Genomic DNA, 16,435 nt, shown 5'->3' on the forward strand with positions numbered 1-16,435 from the left:
CTTGTGCTGAGTGGAACACGTTCCTAGCATCGCTGGTGTTACATCAGTTGTGTCACACCGTGCGGCTAAGGATGCTGGGGGCTCGATGGCAGTGACAGGTAACGGCCCGCTCGCGGGAGTGCGCGTCGTCGAGCTGGCGGGCATCGGCCCCGGCCCGTTCGCCGCCATGCTCCTGGCCGACCTGGGGGCGGACGTCGTACGGGTGGACCGGCCCGGCGGTGGCGGGCTCGCGGTCGATCCGGCCTACGACGTCACGAACCGCAACAAGCGCTCCGTCCTGGTCGACCTCAAGTCCGCCGACGGCCCGGCCCGGGTCCTGGACCTCGTCGAGCGGGCCGACGTCCTCATCGAGGGCTTCCGCCCCGGCGTCGCCGAGCGGCTCGGCGTCGGCCCGGCCGACTGCCACGCCCGCAACCCGAAGCTGGTCTACGGCCGGATGACCGGCTGGGGCCAGGAGGGCCCCCTCGCCCACACCGCCGGGCACGACATCGCGTACATCGCCGTCACCGGAGCGCTGGGCATGATCGGCAACCCGGGCGAGCCCCCGGCGGTACCCGCCAACCTGGTCGGCGACTACGCGGGCGGCTCGCTCTACCTCGTGATCGGCGTCCTCGCCGCACTCCAGCACGCCCGTACCCCCGGCGGCGCGGGCCAGGTCGTCGACGCGGCCATCGTCGACGGCACCGCCCACCTCACCGCCATGATCCACGGGATGATGGCGGCCGGCGGCTGGCAGGACCGGCGCGGGGTCAACCTCCTCGACGGCGGCTGCCCCTTCTACGGCACCTACGAGACCTCCGACGGCCAGTACATGGCGGTCGGCGCCCTGGAGCAGCAGTTCTACGACACCTTCACCGAGCTCCTCGGCATCAAGGAGCAGGCCCCGGCCCGTAAGGACCTCGCCCGGTGGGGCGAGCTTCGCGAGGCCGTGGCCGCACGGTTCAAGTCCCGTACGCGCGAGGAGTGGACGGAGGTCTTCGAGGGTACCGACGCCTGCGTGGCGCCCGTGCTCTCGCTGCGCGAGGCCCCGCACCACCCGCACCTCGCGGCCCGCTCCACCTTCACCGACTTCGGCGGGATCACCCAGCCCGCCCCCGCGCCGCGCTTCTCGGCGACCCCGGCCGCCGTCACCGGCGGCCCCGCCCAGCCCGGGGCGGACACTGAATCCGTGGCTCGTGACTGGGACGTACCGGGCCTGACCGGGAAGGGTGCCTGATGGAACTGTCGATGATGCTCGACTACGCGGGCGATCCGCGCCGGGCCGCCGACGAGGCGGCGTCGCTGGAGTCGGCCGGGCTCGACGCCGTGTGGGTCGCCGAGGCGTGGGGCTTCGACTCCCCGACGATCATGGGCTACCTCGCCGCCCGCACCGAGCGGATGAAGATCGGCTCGGCGATCCTCAACGTCTACTCGCGCACCCCCGGCCTCATCGCGCAGACGGCCGCGGGCCTCGACGCGATCTCCGGCGGCCGCGCGCTGCTCGGCCTCGGGGCCTCCGGCCCGCAGGTCGTGGAGGGCTGGCACGGCAAGCCGTACGACAAGCCCCTCGGCCGGACCCGCGAGACGGTCGAGCTGTGCCGCCGCATCTGGCGCCGCGAGACGATCGACCACCACGGCATCACCGACATGCCGCTGCCGCCCGAGAAGGGCGGCCGGCACGGCAAACCGCTCAAGATCCTCACCCGGCCGGTGCGTGACGCCGTCCCCGTCTACATCGCCTCGCTCGGCCCGGCCAACGTCCGCCTGACCGCCGAGATCGCCGACGGCTGGCTGCCCACCCTCTTCATCCCGGAGAAGGCCCGGGCGGTCTGGGGCACCCCCCTCGCGGAGGGTGCGGCCAAGAGGGCGCCGGAGCTCGGCCCGCTGCGGACCGTGGCCGGAGGCCTGCTCGCGATCGGCGAGGACGCGGCCGCCGTACGGGACCTGGCGCGCCCGCAGATCGCCCTGTACGTCGGCGGCATGGGCGCCGTCGGCAAGAACTTCTACAACGACCTCGCCGTGGCCTACGGCTACGAGCGGGAAGCGAAGAAGATCCAGGAGCTGTACCTCTCCGGGCGCAAGCGCGACGCCGCGGCCGCCGTCCCGGACGAGTTCTGCGAGCTGATGACGCTGTGCGGGCCCGAGGGCTACGTACGCGAGCGTGTCGAGGCCTTCCGCGAGGCGGGCGTCACCATGCTCAACGTCACGCCCGTCGGTCCCGAGCCGGCCCGGCTGATCGAAACCGTCAAGAACTGGCTTTAAGGAGCCCCTGATGCAACGCCGGATCTTCGACGCCGACCACGAGGCGTTCCGCGAGACCGTCCGCACCTTCCTCACCAAGGAGGTGCTGCCGTACTACGAACAGTGGGAGAAGGACGGCATCGTCAGCCGCGAGGCCTGGCGGGCCGCCGGCCGGCAGGGGCTGCTGGGCCTGGCCGTCCCGGAGGAGTACGGGGGCGGCGGGAACACCGACTTCCGCTACGCGGCCGTGATCGCCGAGGAGTTCACCAGGGCCGGCGCCCCCGGGCTCGCGATCGGCCTGCACAACGACATCATCGGGCCGTACCTGACCTCGCTGGCCACCGAGGAGCAGAAGCGCCGCTGGCTGCCGGGATTCTGTTCCGGGGAGACCATCACCGCCATCGCGATGACCGAGCCGGGCGCGGGCTCCGACCTCCAGGGGATCCGCACCACCGCCGAGGACCGCGGCGACCACTGGCTGCTCAACGGATCCAAGACCTTCATCTCCAACGGCATCCTCGCCGACCTGGTCATCGTGGTCGCCAAGACCACCCCGGAGGGCGGTGCGCACGGCCTGTCGCTGCTGGTCGTCGAGCGCGGCGCGGAGGGCTTCGAGCGCGGCCGCAACCTCGACAAGATCGGCCAGAAGGCACAGGACACCGCCGAGCTGTTCTTCAACGACGTCCGCGTCCCCAAGGAGAACCTGCTCGGCGAGCTGAACGGCGCCTTCGTCCACCTGATGACCAATCTCGCGCAGGAGCGGATGGGCATCGCGATGGCCGGCATCGCGGCCGCCGAGTACCTGCTGGAGATCACCACCCAGTACGTCAAGGAGCGCGAGGCCTTCGGCCGGCCGCTGTCCAAGCTCCAGCACATCCGGTTCGAGATCGCGGAGATGGCCACCGAGTGCGCGGTCACCCGTACGTTCCTCGACCGCTGCATCACCGACCACTCGAACGGCGAGCTGGACCACGTCCACGCCTCGATGGCCAAGTGGTGGGCCACCGAGCTGCAGAAGCGCGTCGCCGACCGCTGCCTGCAACTCCACGGCGGATACGGATACATGACCGAATACCGGGTCGCGCGGGCCTTCACCGACGGCCGCATACAGACCATCTACGGCGGCACGACCGAGATCATGAAAGAGATCATCGGCCGCTCCCTCCTCGGCTAACGCTCAGACCTCCCCGAAAGGCTTGACCAGTGAGCACCGAAGCTTACGTATACGACGCGATCCGCACCCCGCGCGGCCGCGGCAAGGCCAACGGCGCCCTGCACGGCACCAAGCCGATCGACCTGGTGGTCGGCCTCATCCACGCCCTGCGTGAGCGCAACCCGGGGCTGGACCCGGCCGCCATCGACGACATCGTGCTCGGCGTCGTCGGCCCGGTCGGCGACCAGGGCTCCGACATCGCCCGGATCGCGGCCATCGCGGCCGGCCTGCCGGACACCGTCGCCGGTGTGCAGGAGAACCGCTTCTGCGCCTCCGGCCTGGAAGCCGTCAACATGGCCGCCGCCAAGGTCCGCTCCGGCTGGGAGGACCTGGTCCTCGCGGGCGGTGTGGAGTCCATGTCCCGCGTCCCGATGGCCTCCGACGGCGGCGCATGGTTCAACGACCCGATGACCAACTGGGACGTCAACTTCGTCCCGCAGGGCATCGGCGCCGACCTGATCGCCACCATCGAGGGCTTCTCCCGGCGCGACGTCGACGAGTACGCCGCCCTGTCCCAGGAGCGCGCCGCCGCCGCCATCAAGGACGGCCGCTTCGCCAAGTCCGTCGTCCCGGTCACCGACCGCAACGGCCTGCTCGTCCTGGACCACGACGAGTTCGTCCGCCCGGGCACCACCGCCGACACCCTCGCCAAGCTCAAGCCGTCCTTCGCGGACATCGGCGAGCTCGGCGGCTTCGACGCCGTCGCGCTGCAGAAGTACCACTGGGTCGAGAAGATCGACCACGTTCACCACGCCGGCAACTCCTCCGGCATCGTCGACGGCGCCTCCCTCGTCGCGATCGGCTCCCGCGAGGCGGGCGAGCGGAGCGGCCTGACCCCGCGGGCGCGGATCGTCTCGGCGGCGGTCTCCGGCTCCGAGCCCACCATCATGCTCACCGGACCCGCCCCCGCCACCCGCAAGGCGCTGGCCAAGGCCGGCCTGACCATCGACGACATCGACCTGATCGAGATCAACGAGGCCTTCGCGGGCGTCGTCCTGCGCTTCGTCAAGGACATGGGCGTCTCCCTCGACAAGGTCAACGTCAACGGCGGCGCCATCGCGCTCGGCCACCCGCTCGGCGCCACCGGCGCGATGATCCTCGGCACGATCGTCGACGAGCTGGAGCGCCAGGACAAGCGCTACGGGCTCGTCACCCTCTGCGTCGGCGGCGGCATGGGCGTCGCCACCGTCGTCGAGCGACTCTGAACCGTCCTGTATCCCCGCCCCCTGGACCTTCCGAAACGAAAGCAGAGACCATGAGCGAGTCCACCACGATCCGCTGGGAACAGGACGAGACCGGCGTCGTCACCCTGATCCTCGACGACCCGGGCCAGTCCGCCAACACGATGAACCAGGCCTTCAAGGACTCCATCGCAGGCGTAGCCGACCGCGCCGAGGCCGAGAAGGACTCCATCCGCGGCATCATCTTCACCTCCGCCAAGAAGACCTTCTTCGCCGGCGGTGACCTCAAGGACATGATCCGGCTGCGCCCCGAGGACGCGCAGCTGGCCTTCGACACCGGCACCGAGATCAAGCGCTCGCTGCGCCGCATCGAGACCCTCGGCAAGCCCGTCGTCGCCGCCATCAACGGCGCGGCCCTGGGCGGAGGTTACGAGATCTGCCTGGCCTCCCACCACCGCGTCGCCCTCGACGCCCCCGGCTCCAAGATCGGCCTGCCCGAGGTCACCCTCGGCCTGCTCCCGGCCGGCGGCGGCGTCACCCGTACCGTGCGCCTCATGGGCATCGCCGACGCGCTGCTCAAGGTCCTGCTCCAGGGCACCCAGTACAGCCCCCAGCGTGCCCTGGACAACGGCCTGGTCCACGAACTGGCCGCCACCCCCGAGGAGATGCTCGCCAAGGCCCGCGCCTTCATCGACGCGAACCCCGAGTCGAAGCAGCCCTGGGACGTACCCGGCTACCGGATCCCCGGCGGCACGCCGTCGAACCCGAAGTTCGCCGCCAACCTCCCCGCCTTCCCGGCCAGCCTGAAGAAGCAGCTGAACGGGGCCCCGTACCCGGCGCCGCGCAACATCCTGGCCTGCGCCGTCGAAGGCTCCCAGGTGGACTTCGAGACCGCTCTGACCATCGAGGCCCGCTACTTCACCGAGCTGGTCACCGGGCAGACCGCCAAGAACATGATCCAGGCGTTCTTCTTCGACCTCCAGGCCGTCAACGCCGGCCGCAGCCGTCCGCAGGGCGTCGAACCCCGCAAGGTCCGCAAGGTCGCCGTCCTCGGCGCGGGCATGATGGGCGCGGGCATCGCCTACTCCTGTGCCCGCGCGGGCATCGAGGTGGTGCTCAAGGACGTCAGCGCCGAGGCCGCCGCCAAGGGCAAGGCGTACTCCGAGAAGCTGCTCGACAAGGCGCTCTCGCGCGGCCGTACGACCGAGGCCCAGCGCGCCGAGCTGCTCGCCCGGATCACCCCGACCGCCTCGGTCTCCGACCTGGCGGGCTGCGACGCCGTGATCGAGGCCGTCTTCGAGGACACCGCCCTCAAGCACAAGGTGTTCCAGGAGATCCAGGACGTCATCGCTCCCGACGCCCTGCTCTGCTCCAACACCTCCACGCTGCCGATCTCCGGGCTCGCGGAGGGCGTGAAGCGGCCCGTCGACTTCATCGGACTGCACTTCTTCTCGCCCGTCGACAAGATGCCGCTGGTCGAGATCATCAAGGGTGCGCAGACCGGCGACGAGGCCATCGCCCGTGCCTTCGACCTGGTCCGCCAGATCAACAAGACCCCGATCGTGGTCAACGACTCGCGCGGCTTCTTCACCTCGCGCGTCATCGGCCAGTTCATCAACGAGGGCGTGGCCATGGTCGGCGAGGGCATCGAGCCCGCCTCGATCGAGCAGGCCGCGGCCCAGGCCGGGTACCCGGCCAAGGTGCTCTCCCTGATGGACGAGCTCACCCTGACCCTGCCGCGCAAGATCCGCAACGAGACCCGCAAGGCCTTCGAGGCCGAGGGCCGGGCGTGGGCCGAGCACCCCGCCGACACCGTCATCGACCGGATGGTCGACGACTTCGGCCGCCCGGGCCGCAGCGGCGGGGCCGGCTTCTACGAGTACGACGAGGCGGGCAAGCGCACCCGCATCTGGCCCGGCCTGCGCGAGCACTTCGCCAAGCCGGACGCCGAGATCCCCTTCGAGGACATGAAGGAGCGGATGCTCTTCTCCGAGGCCCTGGACACCGTCCGCTGCCTCGACGAGGGCGTCCTCACCTCCATCGCCGACGCCAACATCGGCTCCATCATGGGCATCGGCTTCCCGGCCTGGACCGGCGGCGTGATCCAGTACATCAACGGCTACGAGGGCGGCCTGCCCGGCTTCGTCGCCCGGGCCCGCGAGCTCGCCACCGCGTACGGCGAGCGCTTCACCCCGCCGGCGTCGCTGCTGGCGAAGGCCGAGCGCGGCGAGAGCTACAGCGACTAGCGCGGTCACCGGGAAGGCCGGCCGGGTCGCTCCCGGCCGGCCTTCCCCTGCGTCGCGCGCGTCGCGCCGGTCAGGGCAGGGTCCAGAACTGCCGCGTCACGAGGTAGAAGACGACGACCCAGAACACGGTCAGTGCGGTGACGGTGCCGATACCGATGAGGTTGGTCTTCGCCGGCGATTCCTCCGGGCGGGGCCACAGCCATCGCCCCAGCAGCCGGTTCACGTAGTGGGGCATCGTGAAGAAGCTCATGATGAAGCTCGACAGCAGGTTGCCCACGAGCAGTCCGAACCAGAGCGGCCACTTCAGCGGAGACAGGGCGAGCGTCAGCAGCACGACCGTCGGGTACAGGCCGACCCAGACCGCGATGGAGGTCTTGGTCTCCGAGGGCGCCGGAGCTTCCTTGCCGTTCTCGTCGAAGGCGAACCAGCTGCCGAACGAGTCGTCGATCGTGCGCATTTTGAAGTCCTCGAACTTCTTGCCCTCGGCGAGGAGCTCCCGCCGCTTGTCCGAGGTCAGCCAGGCATCGAGGTGTTCGGCGTTGTCGTAGCGGTACAGGGTGGTCCACTCGTCCTGAAGGCCCTCGATCGGGCGGAAGATCTCGGTCCCGCGGAAGCCGTCGAACTTGCTCTCCTCCTCGCTCATGTGGCGCTGCCATTCGAGGAAGTCGTCGACATGGTTCGGGTACACGCGGTGGGTCACCACCACGGTCACGAGCGGATCCGTCGGCTGCGCGCCACCGCCGATGACCTGCTGGGTCGCGGGACCGTCGAAGTACTGCGCGCCGGCGTCGAGGAGCCTCTGCCGGGTCGCGCCGTTCATCCACGCCTGCAGATGGGCCACCGAGTCGAACCGGTAGACGACCGCCCAGTCCGGTTGCAGGTCCGTCGGCGGGGAGACCTCCACGCCGAGATGTCCGGGGTATTCGGAGGCGGCGGCGTTGACCCGGTCCTGCCACTTCTCGTACTCCCGCTCCATGCCGGGCCGGACCTTCCGGCCGATGATGACCGTCGCCGCGGTTTCCGCATGCTCCTCGGTGGTCATCGTCTCGGGCCCGTCCGCGCCGACTGGCTCTCGACAAGCCGGCTGTAGATCCGTTCCGGGGTCAGCGGCAGCTCCCGGAAGCGGACGCCCGTGGCGTCACGGATCGCGTTCGCCAGCGCCGGGGCCACCGGGTTGATGCAGCATTCCGCCATCCCCTTCGACCGCATCGCCCCGACGGAGTCCGATGAGCCCACCAGGAGCAGGTCGGTGCGGGGCACGTCGGCGTAGGTGGGGATCCGGTAGTTGCGGAGGTTCGGGTTGACCATCACGCCGTCCGCGTCGACCTGGAAGTTCTCGGTCAGCGCGAATCCGATGCCCTGGGCCACACCGCCCTCCACCTGGCCCCGGACCTGCTGGGGGTTGATGAGCACACCGGCGTCCGCCGCGTGGACGCTGTACAGGACCCGGACCTCGCCCGTCACCTGGTGGACGGCGACGCGGAAGCCGTGCGAGTTCGAGGTGACACTGCGGGGCGAGCCGTACGCCTTGCGGGCGGCGGTGAACCGGTTGCCCCGTGCCCGGGCCAGGGCGACGAGCTCGGCCAACGAGACGCGCTCGTCCCCGCAGACGACGTCCTCGTGGTCCATCGAGCACATCACGACATGGACGCCCGTGTGCGCGGCGGCGAACTCCAGAATGCGGTCGCGCACCGCGTTGGCCGCCCGCAGCACCGCGTTGCCCGCCACGAACAGTCCGGCGCTCGCGAAGGCGCCGGTGTCGAATCCCGTGCGGTCGGTGTCGGACTGCACCAGGCGGATCCGCGACGGCGTCGTACCCAGCTGGTTGGCCGCGATCTGGACGTGCGCCGTCGAGGTGCCCTCGCCGAATTCGACGGTGCCGACGGCCAGCTCGTAGACGAGGTCGTCGCCGAGCGTGACCCAGGCCTCGGAGATGTGCTCGGTCGGCGGCGCGGTCTCGTGCAGGGAGCTCGCGACGCCGGTCCCGACGAGCCAGCCGGGGCCGGGAGACGGCTGATCGGCCGTGCGGGCCAGTTCGCCGGCCACGAGGTCGATGCACTTGGCGAGTCCGTCCTCGTTGAACATCACGTCGTCGGGGCCGTCGTGCAGGGCGACGAGCGGGTCGCCGGGACGCACGATGTTGCGGCGCCGCAGTTCGAACGGATCCATGTGCAGCGCGAGGGCCAGCTCGTCCATCGCCGATTCCACGGCGAAGGCCGGCTGGGTCATCCCGTAACCGCGCAACGCGCCGCTCGGAACGGTGTTCGTGTAGACGGAGAAGGCGTCGTACTTCTTGTTGGGGCAGCGGTAGATCATGACGGCGGACCCGCCCGCGTACAGCGTCTCGCCGCCGTGGTTGCCGTAGGCGCCCGTGTTCGACACGTTGCGGACCTGGAACGCCGTGAGCGTGCCGTCGTTCCTCGCGCCGAGCTTGACCGTCAGCTTCATCGGGTGACGGGGCGACGCCGTGGTGAAGTCCTCTTCGCGCGTGAACTCGAAACAGACGGGACGCCCGGTGTCCAGAGCGGCGAGTGCGACCAGATCCTCCGAGATGACTTCCTGCTTGCCGCCGAAACCGCCGCCGACGCGCTTGCAGAACACCCGGATCTGGTCCGGGCGCAGCGCGAAGAGGTAGGACAGTTTGACCTTCGCGATCGACGGCGACTGCGAACTGGTGCGGACGTTGAGCCGGCCGTCCTCCATCCAGGCGATCGAGCCGTGGGTCTCAAGGTGCGCGTGCTGCACGCGCGGTGAGAAGTACGTGCCTTCGTGGATCACGTCGGCCGCGGCGAACCCCGCGTCGACATCGCCGATGTGCGAGTGGATCTCCAGCAGGAGGTTGTGGACCGAATCGCGGACGAACGGATCCTCCGAGCCGTGCAGTTGGGGCGCGCCCTCGGCCATGGCCTCCTCGGGGTCGAAGACCGCGGGCAGCACCTGGTACTCCACGGCCACCCTTCGGCAGCCCTCCTCGGCCGCCCCGGGGGTGTCGGCGAGGACGGCGGCGACGCGCTGCCCGGCGAAGCGGACCTTGTCGTCGAGGATGTAGGTGTCGTCCGGGTCGACGAGGTGGTCGGTGTGGATCGCCGTGGTGAAGCGCCTGCGCGGCACGTCCTCCCAGGTGTAGACCCGTCGCACGCCGGGGACCGCGAGCGCGGCGGTCTTGTCGACCGAGACGATCCGGGCGTGCGCGTGCGGCGAGTGCAGCACCTTGATGTGCAGCATGCCTTCCATGCGGGTGTCCATCGTGAACTCGGCCCGGCCGGTCACGACGTCGTCGGCCGCCGGCGCGCCGACGCTCGTTCCGACGGCCTTTCCCGGCGCGGCCGTCTGCACGCCGGTGACGCCCTTGACGGCGTCCTCGATCGCCCGATAGCCGGTGCATCGGCAGAGATTGCCCTTCAGCGCCCGCGGCAGGTCCGCTTTCTGGGCCTCGGTGAAGGTCGCCGACGTCATGATCATCCCCGCGGTGCAGAAACCGCACTGGAACCCCGGGGCGTCCCGGAACCGGCGCTGCACCGGATGCAGGTCGCCGGGCGATCCGAGACCCTCGATCGTGGTCACCTCGCGGCCCTCCGCCCGGAACGCGGGGGTGATGCAGCTGTGGACGGGGTGGCCGTCGAGCCAGACCGTGCACGCGCCGCAGTCGCCCGCGTCGCAGCCCTTCTTGACGCCGAAGTGGCCGAGCGCGCGCAGGAATGTGCGCAGACACTGGCCGGGGTCCGGTTCCTCGGCGAAGCTCCTGCCGTTGACGAGGTAGGTCATGCCGGGCCCCCAGCCATGATTTCGCGACGAATCTCTGCGGCGAAGTGCTGTGTGAGGTGGTGCCGGTGGTCGGGGGTCCCGTTGGGGTCGGCGAACCAGACGTCGGCGGGAATGGCGTCGATGCTCTGCCGCAGGGTGTGGGCATCGGGCATGGCCTCGAAGGCGAGCCGTACCGGACGCGTGGTGCCGGCGGTGATGGTGAGCAGCAGATTGCTCGTCCCGGGCGTGTGCGTACCGATGAGGAACACGGTCGAACGGCCGAGCCGGGTCAGGCTGAAGCGGCGGTGCGCGGGGCGCTTGCGCAGGGCGTGCCCCGGGATGTCGATACGGCGCAGTATTTCCCCGGGCGCGAGGATGTTGCGGTTGTTCCCGGTCACGAAGTCGAGGGCGTCGACGGTGCGCACCGACCCGTCGGCGGCCCAGAGTTCGTACCGTGCTTCCAGCGCGACCGTCAGCGTGATCATCGGGCCGGCGGGCAGGGACATGCAGATGTTCCCACCGACGGTCGCCGAGTTCCACACCTTGAACGAGGAGAGGAACGCCTCGCAGGCGGTCGGGATGAGGGTGCCCGCGGTCCAGTCCGCCGGCGGCGCGAAGGCGTACAGGTCGCGGATCGTGCATGTGGCACCGATTTCGAGGCCGGCGTCGCTCGGGACGATGGGATCCCACGGCAGCGCCGTCAGATCGACCAGGCGCCGCAGGCTCGGCTGTTCCGCGGAGAACAACCACGTCCCGCCCGCGAGCCACGCGTCGCCGTCGCGCCAGTCCGCGCCCGGGCGGTCGGCGGGCCGACGCACGACTTCGGTGATGGTGTTGAGATCCATGGGAATCGATCTCCCTCACGAGGACATTCGTGAACGGCCCGAGGCACGACCGGCGCCCGGCGCGGAGATTCCTTTCCAGCGTACTCAGGGCGGGCCCGTTCCGCTCGGCCGCAGCCGGCCCGGCCGCCCCTGGGCCCGGCCCGGCGTCCTCATTCCCCGCCCGAGACGAACGCCGCCCGCAGCTCCTCCTTCAGCGACCGCTGGAAGGCCGTCACCAGCGCCTGCACCACCATCGGCTGCATGTGCGCGGACAGCGCCTTCATCGACTCCACCCGCTCCGGATCGCTCTCGCCCTCCGTGAACGGACCCCACACCTCGTCCCGGAACAGCGCCGTCAGCTCGTGCGCCGCCGACCTGGTGTGCTCCATCAGCACCTTGCGGGCCGCCAGGATCGTCTCGTGCGCGATCGGCACGTCCAGCAGCGCGACCCCCAGCCGCAACAGCCCCACGTCCACCCGGAATCCGTCCGCCGACGCGGCGAGCACGTTCATCGCCGTCAGCCGCCGTACGTCGGTGTCCGACAGGGTCCGCCCCGCCCGCTTCTCCAGCTCGGCCCGCGAGACCTCCTGCGCCGAATCCGGGGCCCAACTGGCCACCAGCGCACGGTGGATCGCCAGGTCGTGCGCGCTCAGATCGTCCGGCAGTGCGTCCAGGTAGCGCTGACAGGCCGACAGCGTCATGCCCTGGTGCTGCAACTCCTCGATCAGCGCCAGCCGGGAGAGGTGCTCCGGTCCGTAGTGGCCGACCCGGCGAGGGCCGATCACGGGAGGGGGCAAAAGCCCGCGCGTGCTGTAGAACCGTACGGTACGGACGGTGACGCCCGCCCTGGCCGCCAGCTCGTCGACGGTGAGCATCGGCTCGGGTGCCTGGTCGGCCATCGTCTGCGCCTCGCTCTCTGCTCCACATGCTCCACAGCTTGGGTTCAACAGTATTGCTGTCGCACCAACGATGTGAAACGGCCAGGAGCTGCCCATGACCACGAACCTGCGACTGCCCGGACGACCCGAGGAGCTCACCCTCCCCTCCCTGCTGGCCCGCAACGCGGCCGAGTACGGGGACCTGCCCGCCCTCTCCTGGCGGGCCGGCCCCGGAGCCGCCCAGTGGACCACCCTCACCTGGCGCGAGGTGCGCCGCCAGACCGCCGTCCTCGCCTCCGGCTACGCCGCCCTCGGGGTGGCGCGCGGTGACCACGTCCTGCTGATGATGGGCAACCGCCCCGAGCACTGGCTCAGCGACCTCGCCCTCGTCCACCTCGGTGCCGTCCCCGTCACCGTGTACGGGACCTCCGCGCCCGAACAGATCGCCCACATCGCCCGCCACAGCCGGGCCAGGGTCGCCGTCGTCGAGGGAGCCCGCGAGCTCGCCCGGTGGGAGCCGCTGCTGACCGACGCCGGCGTGCCCCTGGAGCGGCTGGTCGTGGCGAACGCCGCCGAGGCGGGCCCGCACCGCACGTACGGCTCCCTGTACGCGAGCGGCGCCCGGCTGCACCGCGCCGACGCCTTCGAGAAGGCCTGGCAGGACACCCGCCCCGAGGACCCGCTCACCGTCGTCTACACCTCCGGCACCACCGGCGACCCCAAGGGCGTCCGCCTCAGCCACCGCAACCTCATGCTCCAGGCGGTCCGCCTCGACCGGCACGTGGAACTGCCCGAGCACGCCGAGCACATCTGCTACCTGCCCTTCGCGCACATCGCCGAGCGGGTCCTCGGCATCTACCTGCCACTGCTGCGCGCCGCCCACGTACGGCTGTGCGCGGACCCCTCCGCCGTGTCCGGTGCGGTCCGTGAGCTGCGCCCGGTGCAGTTCTTCGGCGTGCCCCGGGTATGGGAGAAGCTCGCCGCGTCCGTCCGGGCCGTCCTCGCCCAGCTGCCCGAGGAGCAGCGCGCCGCCATCGAGGCGGCCAACGCCCTCGCCCGCACCCGGGCCGGCCACCGCGAGCGCGGGGAGGCGATACCGGCCGCGCTCGAAGCCTCGTACGCCGCGGCGAAGGAGCGGGCACTGGACCCGCTGCTGGGACTGGCGGGCCTGGACCGTCTCGTCTGGACGGCGAGTGCCACCGCGCCGATGCCGATCGACGTGGTCCGTTTCTGGGCGGGCTGGGGGATCACCATCATGGACGCCTGGGGACTCACCGAGACCTCCGGCGTGTGCACGGTCAACAGCCCGGACGCCTTCCGGCTCGGCTCGGTGGGCCGGCCGATCGAGGGGCTGGAGCTGAGGCTCGCCGAGGACGGGGAGATCCTCACCCGCGGCGAGACCGTCTTCGGCGGCTATCTGCGGCCCGACGGCTCGGTGGAGAGCGCCGCCGACGCCGAGGGCTGGTTCCCGACCGGGGACATCGGCCGGCTCGACGAGGACGGGTTCCTCTGGCTGACCGACCGCAAGAAAGAACTGATCATCACTTCCACGGGCAAGAACGTCTCCCCGGCGCTGGTGGAGAACACCGTCAAGGAACACCCGCTGATCGGCCAGGCCCTGGTCCACGGCGACTCCCGGTCCTACCTCGTCGCCCTGCTCGTCCTGGACCCGGAGCTGGCCCCGGCCTGGGCCGCCGCCCGGGGCATCGCAGCCGCCTCCCTCGGCGAGCTCGCCGAACACCCCGCCGTCCGGGAGGAGATCGCCCGCGCCGTCGAGGCGGCCAACGCGCGGCTCAACCGGACCGAGCAGATCAAGCGGTACCGGGTGCTGACCGAGGAGTGGGGCCCGGAGTCGGGCGAGCTCACGCCTTCGCTCAAGCTGCGCCGCCGCGTGGTCCGGGAGAAGTACGGCGCACTGATCGAGGGCCTCTACGGGGCTTCGTACGAGACCCCGTGACCCGAAAGGCCCCCGTTCCGGTGGGCGGCATGCCGCCCACCGGAACGGGGGCCGATGCCTAGCGGCCGATCAGCGGGTAGTGGTCCGAGAGGTTGGTGTAGGTGTAGGAGGTGCCCCAGCTGGAGACCGTCCAGGGCGCCGACTGCTCCTTGACGACGTTGTTCTCCCAGCCCGCCGGACGGGCGTTGCCCTTGCGGTAGAGGACGTAGTCCAGGTCCTCGCGCGGGTCGGTCGGGTAGCGGTAGTTCGCTATCGAGTTGAGCGCGGTGTCGAAGGAGTACGGGTGGCCCGTGCGCGTGTCGGAGGCGGCCAGGTCGGCGCCCGCGAGCATGGAGGCGAGCTCCGGCGTGCGCGAGTCGACGTTCATGTCGCCCGCCACGATGACCTGCTCGTTCGCGGGGATGTTCTTCCCGTCCAGGAACGCGTCGATGGTGCGGAACTGGCGGTCGCGCATCTGTGCGGCCTCGCCCGCGCCGCAGCCCGGGTCGGTGGACTGCGCGTGGGTGCCGACCACGTGCACTTTGACGCCGTTCACGTTCAGCACGACGTAGGCGAAGCCCTTGTTCGACCACCAGTCGGCGCCGCAGGCGTCCTTGTAGACGACCTGCTCCTTGCGGACGATGGGCCACTTGCTGAGGACCGTGACGCCGCCGTCCTCCGGGGTGGTGGAGGAGTACGCGCCGCCCGTGGCGTCCCAGCCCGTCTTGCTGCGGCCGACGACCGGGGTCTGGTACGGGTACTGGGCCGCCGAGTTGGCCTTCAGCGCGTCGGAGGCGCCGTTGTCGAAGGCCTCCTGGAGCACGACCACGTCGTGGCCCTGGTAGAAGGCGGCCTTGGGGATCTCCGCGGCCCGGTGGTCCTGGCCCCAGTTCGGGTACAGGTTCTTGCTCATCAGGAACACGTTGTACGACAGGACGCTCAGCCGCGGGGCGGCGGACTCGGCGGCCGTGGCGGCCGGCGCGGTGGTGGCGGCCAGCGCGCCGGCGGCGACCGCGGCGACGGCAGCGGCGGCGGCCCGGTTGCGGCGGTTCGAGGTGTGCTGCATGGAGGTCTCCATCGATCCTGCGGGGGATGGGAAGATCGGCTCCGCCATCCAAGCAGCCACGGTTACCTCTGGGTAACACCCGTGACAAGACTTTCTGTCCGGGCCACGACAACGTGGGGGCGCCGGGGGCCCGGCGCACGGCACGCGGCCCCCGTCATACTGGGAGAACAGCGAGGTCTACACCCTGGGGGCACACTCATGAGCACGACGGAGCACCCCGCGGGACACGCTGCGGACCATCCCGTGAGCGGGACGGCGCGCCGCACGGCCGGGGTCCGCACCGACCCCGAGCCGCCCCCGCCCGGCGGGGTGCTGTGGACCACCGCCGGGGACGTCCGGTCCCTGCTGACGCTGCCCGCCGCCTTCACCCTCCAGGTCGCCCACCCCGCGGTCGGGGCCGGGGTCGATCAGTACTCGGTCTTCCGCACCGACCCCTGGGGGCGCGGCGAGCGCTCGCTGCGCTCCGTCCAGCTGTGGGTGTACGGCGGGGACGAAGCCGCGGCCGAGGGCCGCAGGGTCCGCCGCCTGCACCGGGAGATCCAGGGCACCGACACCCGGGGGCGCCGCTACCACTCCCTCGACCCGGCCTGCTACGCCTGGGTGCACGCGACCGGATTCCCCATCGCCCTGTACTCCGGGCGCTACCTCTTCCGCCGCATCAGCCCCGCCGACGAGCGGCAGCTCTACCGTGAGTGGCTCCAGGTGGGCCGGATACTCGGCCTCCGTGACCGGGACATGCCGCAGACCATCGAGGAGTTCTGGCCGTACTACCGCCGGATGCTGGCCGAGGAGATCGAGCCGACCGCGGTCGCCCGCGAGCTGGTCGCCACCGATGTGCCGCTGCCCCGCCCCGAGGGCGGCTCGCTGCCGGTACGGCTGCTGCTGCGGCTCACCTGGCCCGTGCTGCGCGTAGCCTTCCTGCGCCTGCGGGCCTTCGTCACCGTCGGCTACATGCCGCCCGAGGCGCGCGCCGCCATCGGGCTGGAGTGGAGCCCGGCCCAGGAACGCAGGCTCCGGCGGTTCAGCACGGCCCTACGGCTCCTCGTGCCGGTGCTCCCCGAACGGCTGCGGTACCTGCCCGTCGCGCGGGCGGCGCGGGCCCGGTGGCGCGCCGCCGCCCGCTGACG

Annotated in this window: 12 protein-coding genes; 7 read left to right on the top strand and 5 right to left on the bottom strand. The window is 71.0% G+C overall.

Annotation, left to right across the window (positions count from 1 at the left end; all coding sequences use genetic code 11):
* The first annotated feature begins 85 nt into the window (after nucleotides 1-85).
* The 5 genes from ACFYOB_RS16665 to ACFYOB_RS16685 are packed head-to-tail and all read left to right on the top strand — an operon-like array spanning nucleotide 86 to nucleotide 6,860.
* The gene (locus tag ACFYOB_RS16665) at nucleotides 86-1,216 is read left to right on the top strand and encodes a CaiB/BaiF CoA transferase family protein (RefSeq protein ID WP_388560446.1); all 1,131 of its coding nucleotides are present in this window, start codon (nucleotides 86-88) and stop codon (nucleotides 1,214-1,216) included.
* Nucleotides 1,216-2,241, top strand: coding sequence for an LLM class F420-dependent oxidoreductase (locus tag ACFYOB_RS16670; protein WP_388560448.1), 1,026 nt, complete (start codon nucleotides 1,216-1,218; stop codon nucleotides 2,239-2,241). Before ACFYOB_RS16665 ends, ACFYOB_RS16670 begins: the two co-directional genes overlap by 1 nt.
* A 10-nt stretch (nucleotides 2,242-2,251) precedes the next feature.
* Entirely contained in the window at nucleotides 2,252-3,394 is a 1,143-nt protein-coding gene (locus ACFYOB_RS16675) for an acyl-CoA dehydrogenase family protein (RefSeq protein WP_388560450.1), read from the top strand.
* Between the two features lie 29 nt (nucleotides 3,395-3,423).
* Nucleotides 3,424-4,638: an acetyl-CoA C-acetyltransferase gene (locus ACFYOB_RS16680; protein WP_388560452.1), complete on the top strand. Its 1,215-nt coding sequence runs from the start codon at nucleotides 3,424-3,426 to the stop codon at nucleotides 4,636-4,638.
* A gap of 50 nt (nucleotides 4,639-4,688) precedes the next feature.
* A complete protein-coding gene (locus tag ACFYOB_RS16685) occupies nucleotides 4,689-6,860 on the top strand; it encodes a 3-hydroxyacyl-CoA dehydrogenase NAD-binding domain-containing protein (protein WP_388560454.1) in 2,172 nt (723 codons plus the stop codon).
* 70 nt (nucleotides 6,861-6,930) lie between these two features.
* Here ACFYOB_RS16685 and ACFYOB_RS16690 read toward each other — a convergent pair whose 3' ends face one another.
* From ACFYOB_RS16690 to ACFYOB_RS16705, 4 genes are all read right to left on the bottom strand, one after another.
* Nucleotides 6,931-7,902, bottom strand: a complete 972-nt coding sequence (locus tag ACFYOB_RS16690) for an antibiotic biosynthesis monooxygenase (protein WP_388560456.1) — start codon at nucleotides 7,900-7,902, stop codon at nucleotides 6,931-6,933.
* Nucleotides 7,899-10,625, bottom strand: coding sequence for a molybdopterin-dependent oxidoreductase (locus tag ACFYOB_RS16695; RefSeq protein ID WP_388560458.1), 2,727 nt, complete (start codon nucleotides 10,623-10,625; stop codon nucleotides 7,899-7,901). The genes ACFYOB_RS16690 and ACFYOB_RS16695 overlap by 4 nt, the downstream gene beginning before the upstream one ends.
* The gene (locus tag ACFYOB_RS16700; protein WP_388560459.1) at nucleotides 10,622-11,449 is read right to left on the bottom strand and encodes an FAD binding domain-containing protein; all 828 of its coding nucleotides are present in this window, start codon (nucleotides 11,447-11,449) and stop codon (nucleotides 10,622-10,624) included. The genes ACFYOB_RS16695 and ACFYOB_RS16700 overlap by 4 nt, the downstream gene beginning before the upstream one ends.
* A gap of 149 nt (nucleotides 11,450-11,598) precedes the next feature.
* The gene (locus ACFYOB_RS16705; protein WP_388560460.1) at nucleotides 11,599-12,327 is read right to left on the bottom strand and encodes a MerR family transcriptional regulator; all 729 of its coding nucleotides are present in this window, start codon (nucleotides 12,325-12,327) and stop codon (nucleotides 11,599-11,601) included.
* Nucleotides 12,328-12,421: 94 nt separating this feature from the next.
* Here ACFYOB_RS16705 and ACFYOB_RS16710 point away from each other — a divergent pair, with 94 nt between their 5' ends.
* On the top strand, nucleotides 12,422-14,263 hold the full coding sequence (locus ACFYOB_RS16710) for an AMP-dependent synthetase/ligase (RefSeq protein WP_388560461.1): 1,842 nt from the start codon (nucleotides 12,422-12,424) through the stop codon (nucleotides 14,261-14,263).
* 58 nt (nucleotides 14,264-14,321) lie between these two features.
* Here ACFYOB_RS16710 and sph read toward each other — a convergent pair whose 3' ends face one another.
* A complete protein-coding gene (gene sph / locus ACFYOB_RS16715; RefSeq protein WP_388560462.1) occupies nucleotides 14,322-15,308 on the bottom strand; it encodes a sphingomyelin phosphodiesterase in 987 nt (328 codons plus the stop codon).
* A gap of 198 nt (nucleotides 15,309-15,506) precedes the next feature.
* Between sph and ACFYOB_RS16720 the strand changes: the two genes are divergently transcribed.
* Entirely contained in the window at nucleotides 15,507-16,433 is a 927-nt protein-coding gene (locus ACFYOB_RS16720) for an oxygenase MpaB family protein (RefSeq protein WP_388560463.1), read from the top strand.
* Nucleotides 16,434-16,435 lie beyond the last annotated feature (2 nt).

Origin of the sequence: Streptomyces sp. NPDC006463 (genome assembly GCF_042870715.1) — a bacterium.
Taxonomy (GTDB): domain Bacteria; phylum Actinomycetota; class Actinomycetes; order Streptomycetales; family Streptomycetaceae; genus Streptomyces.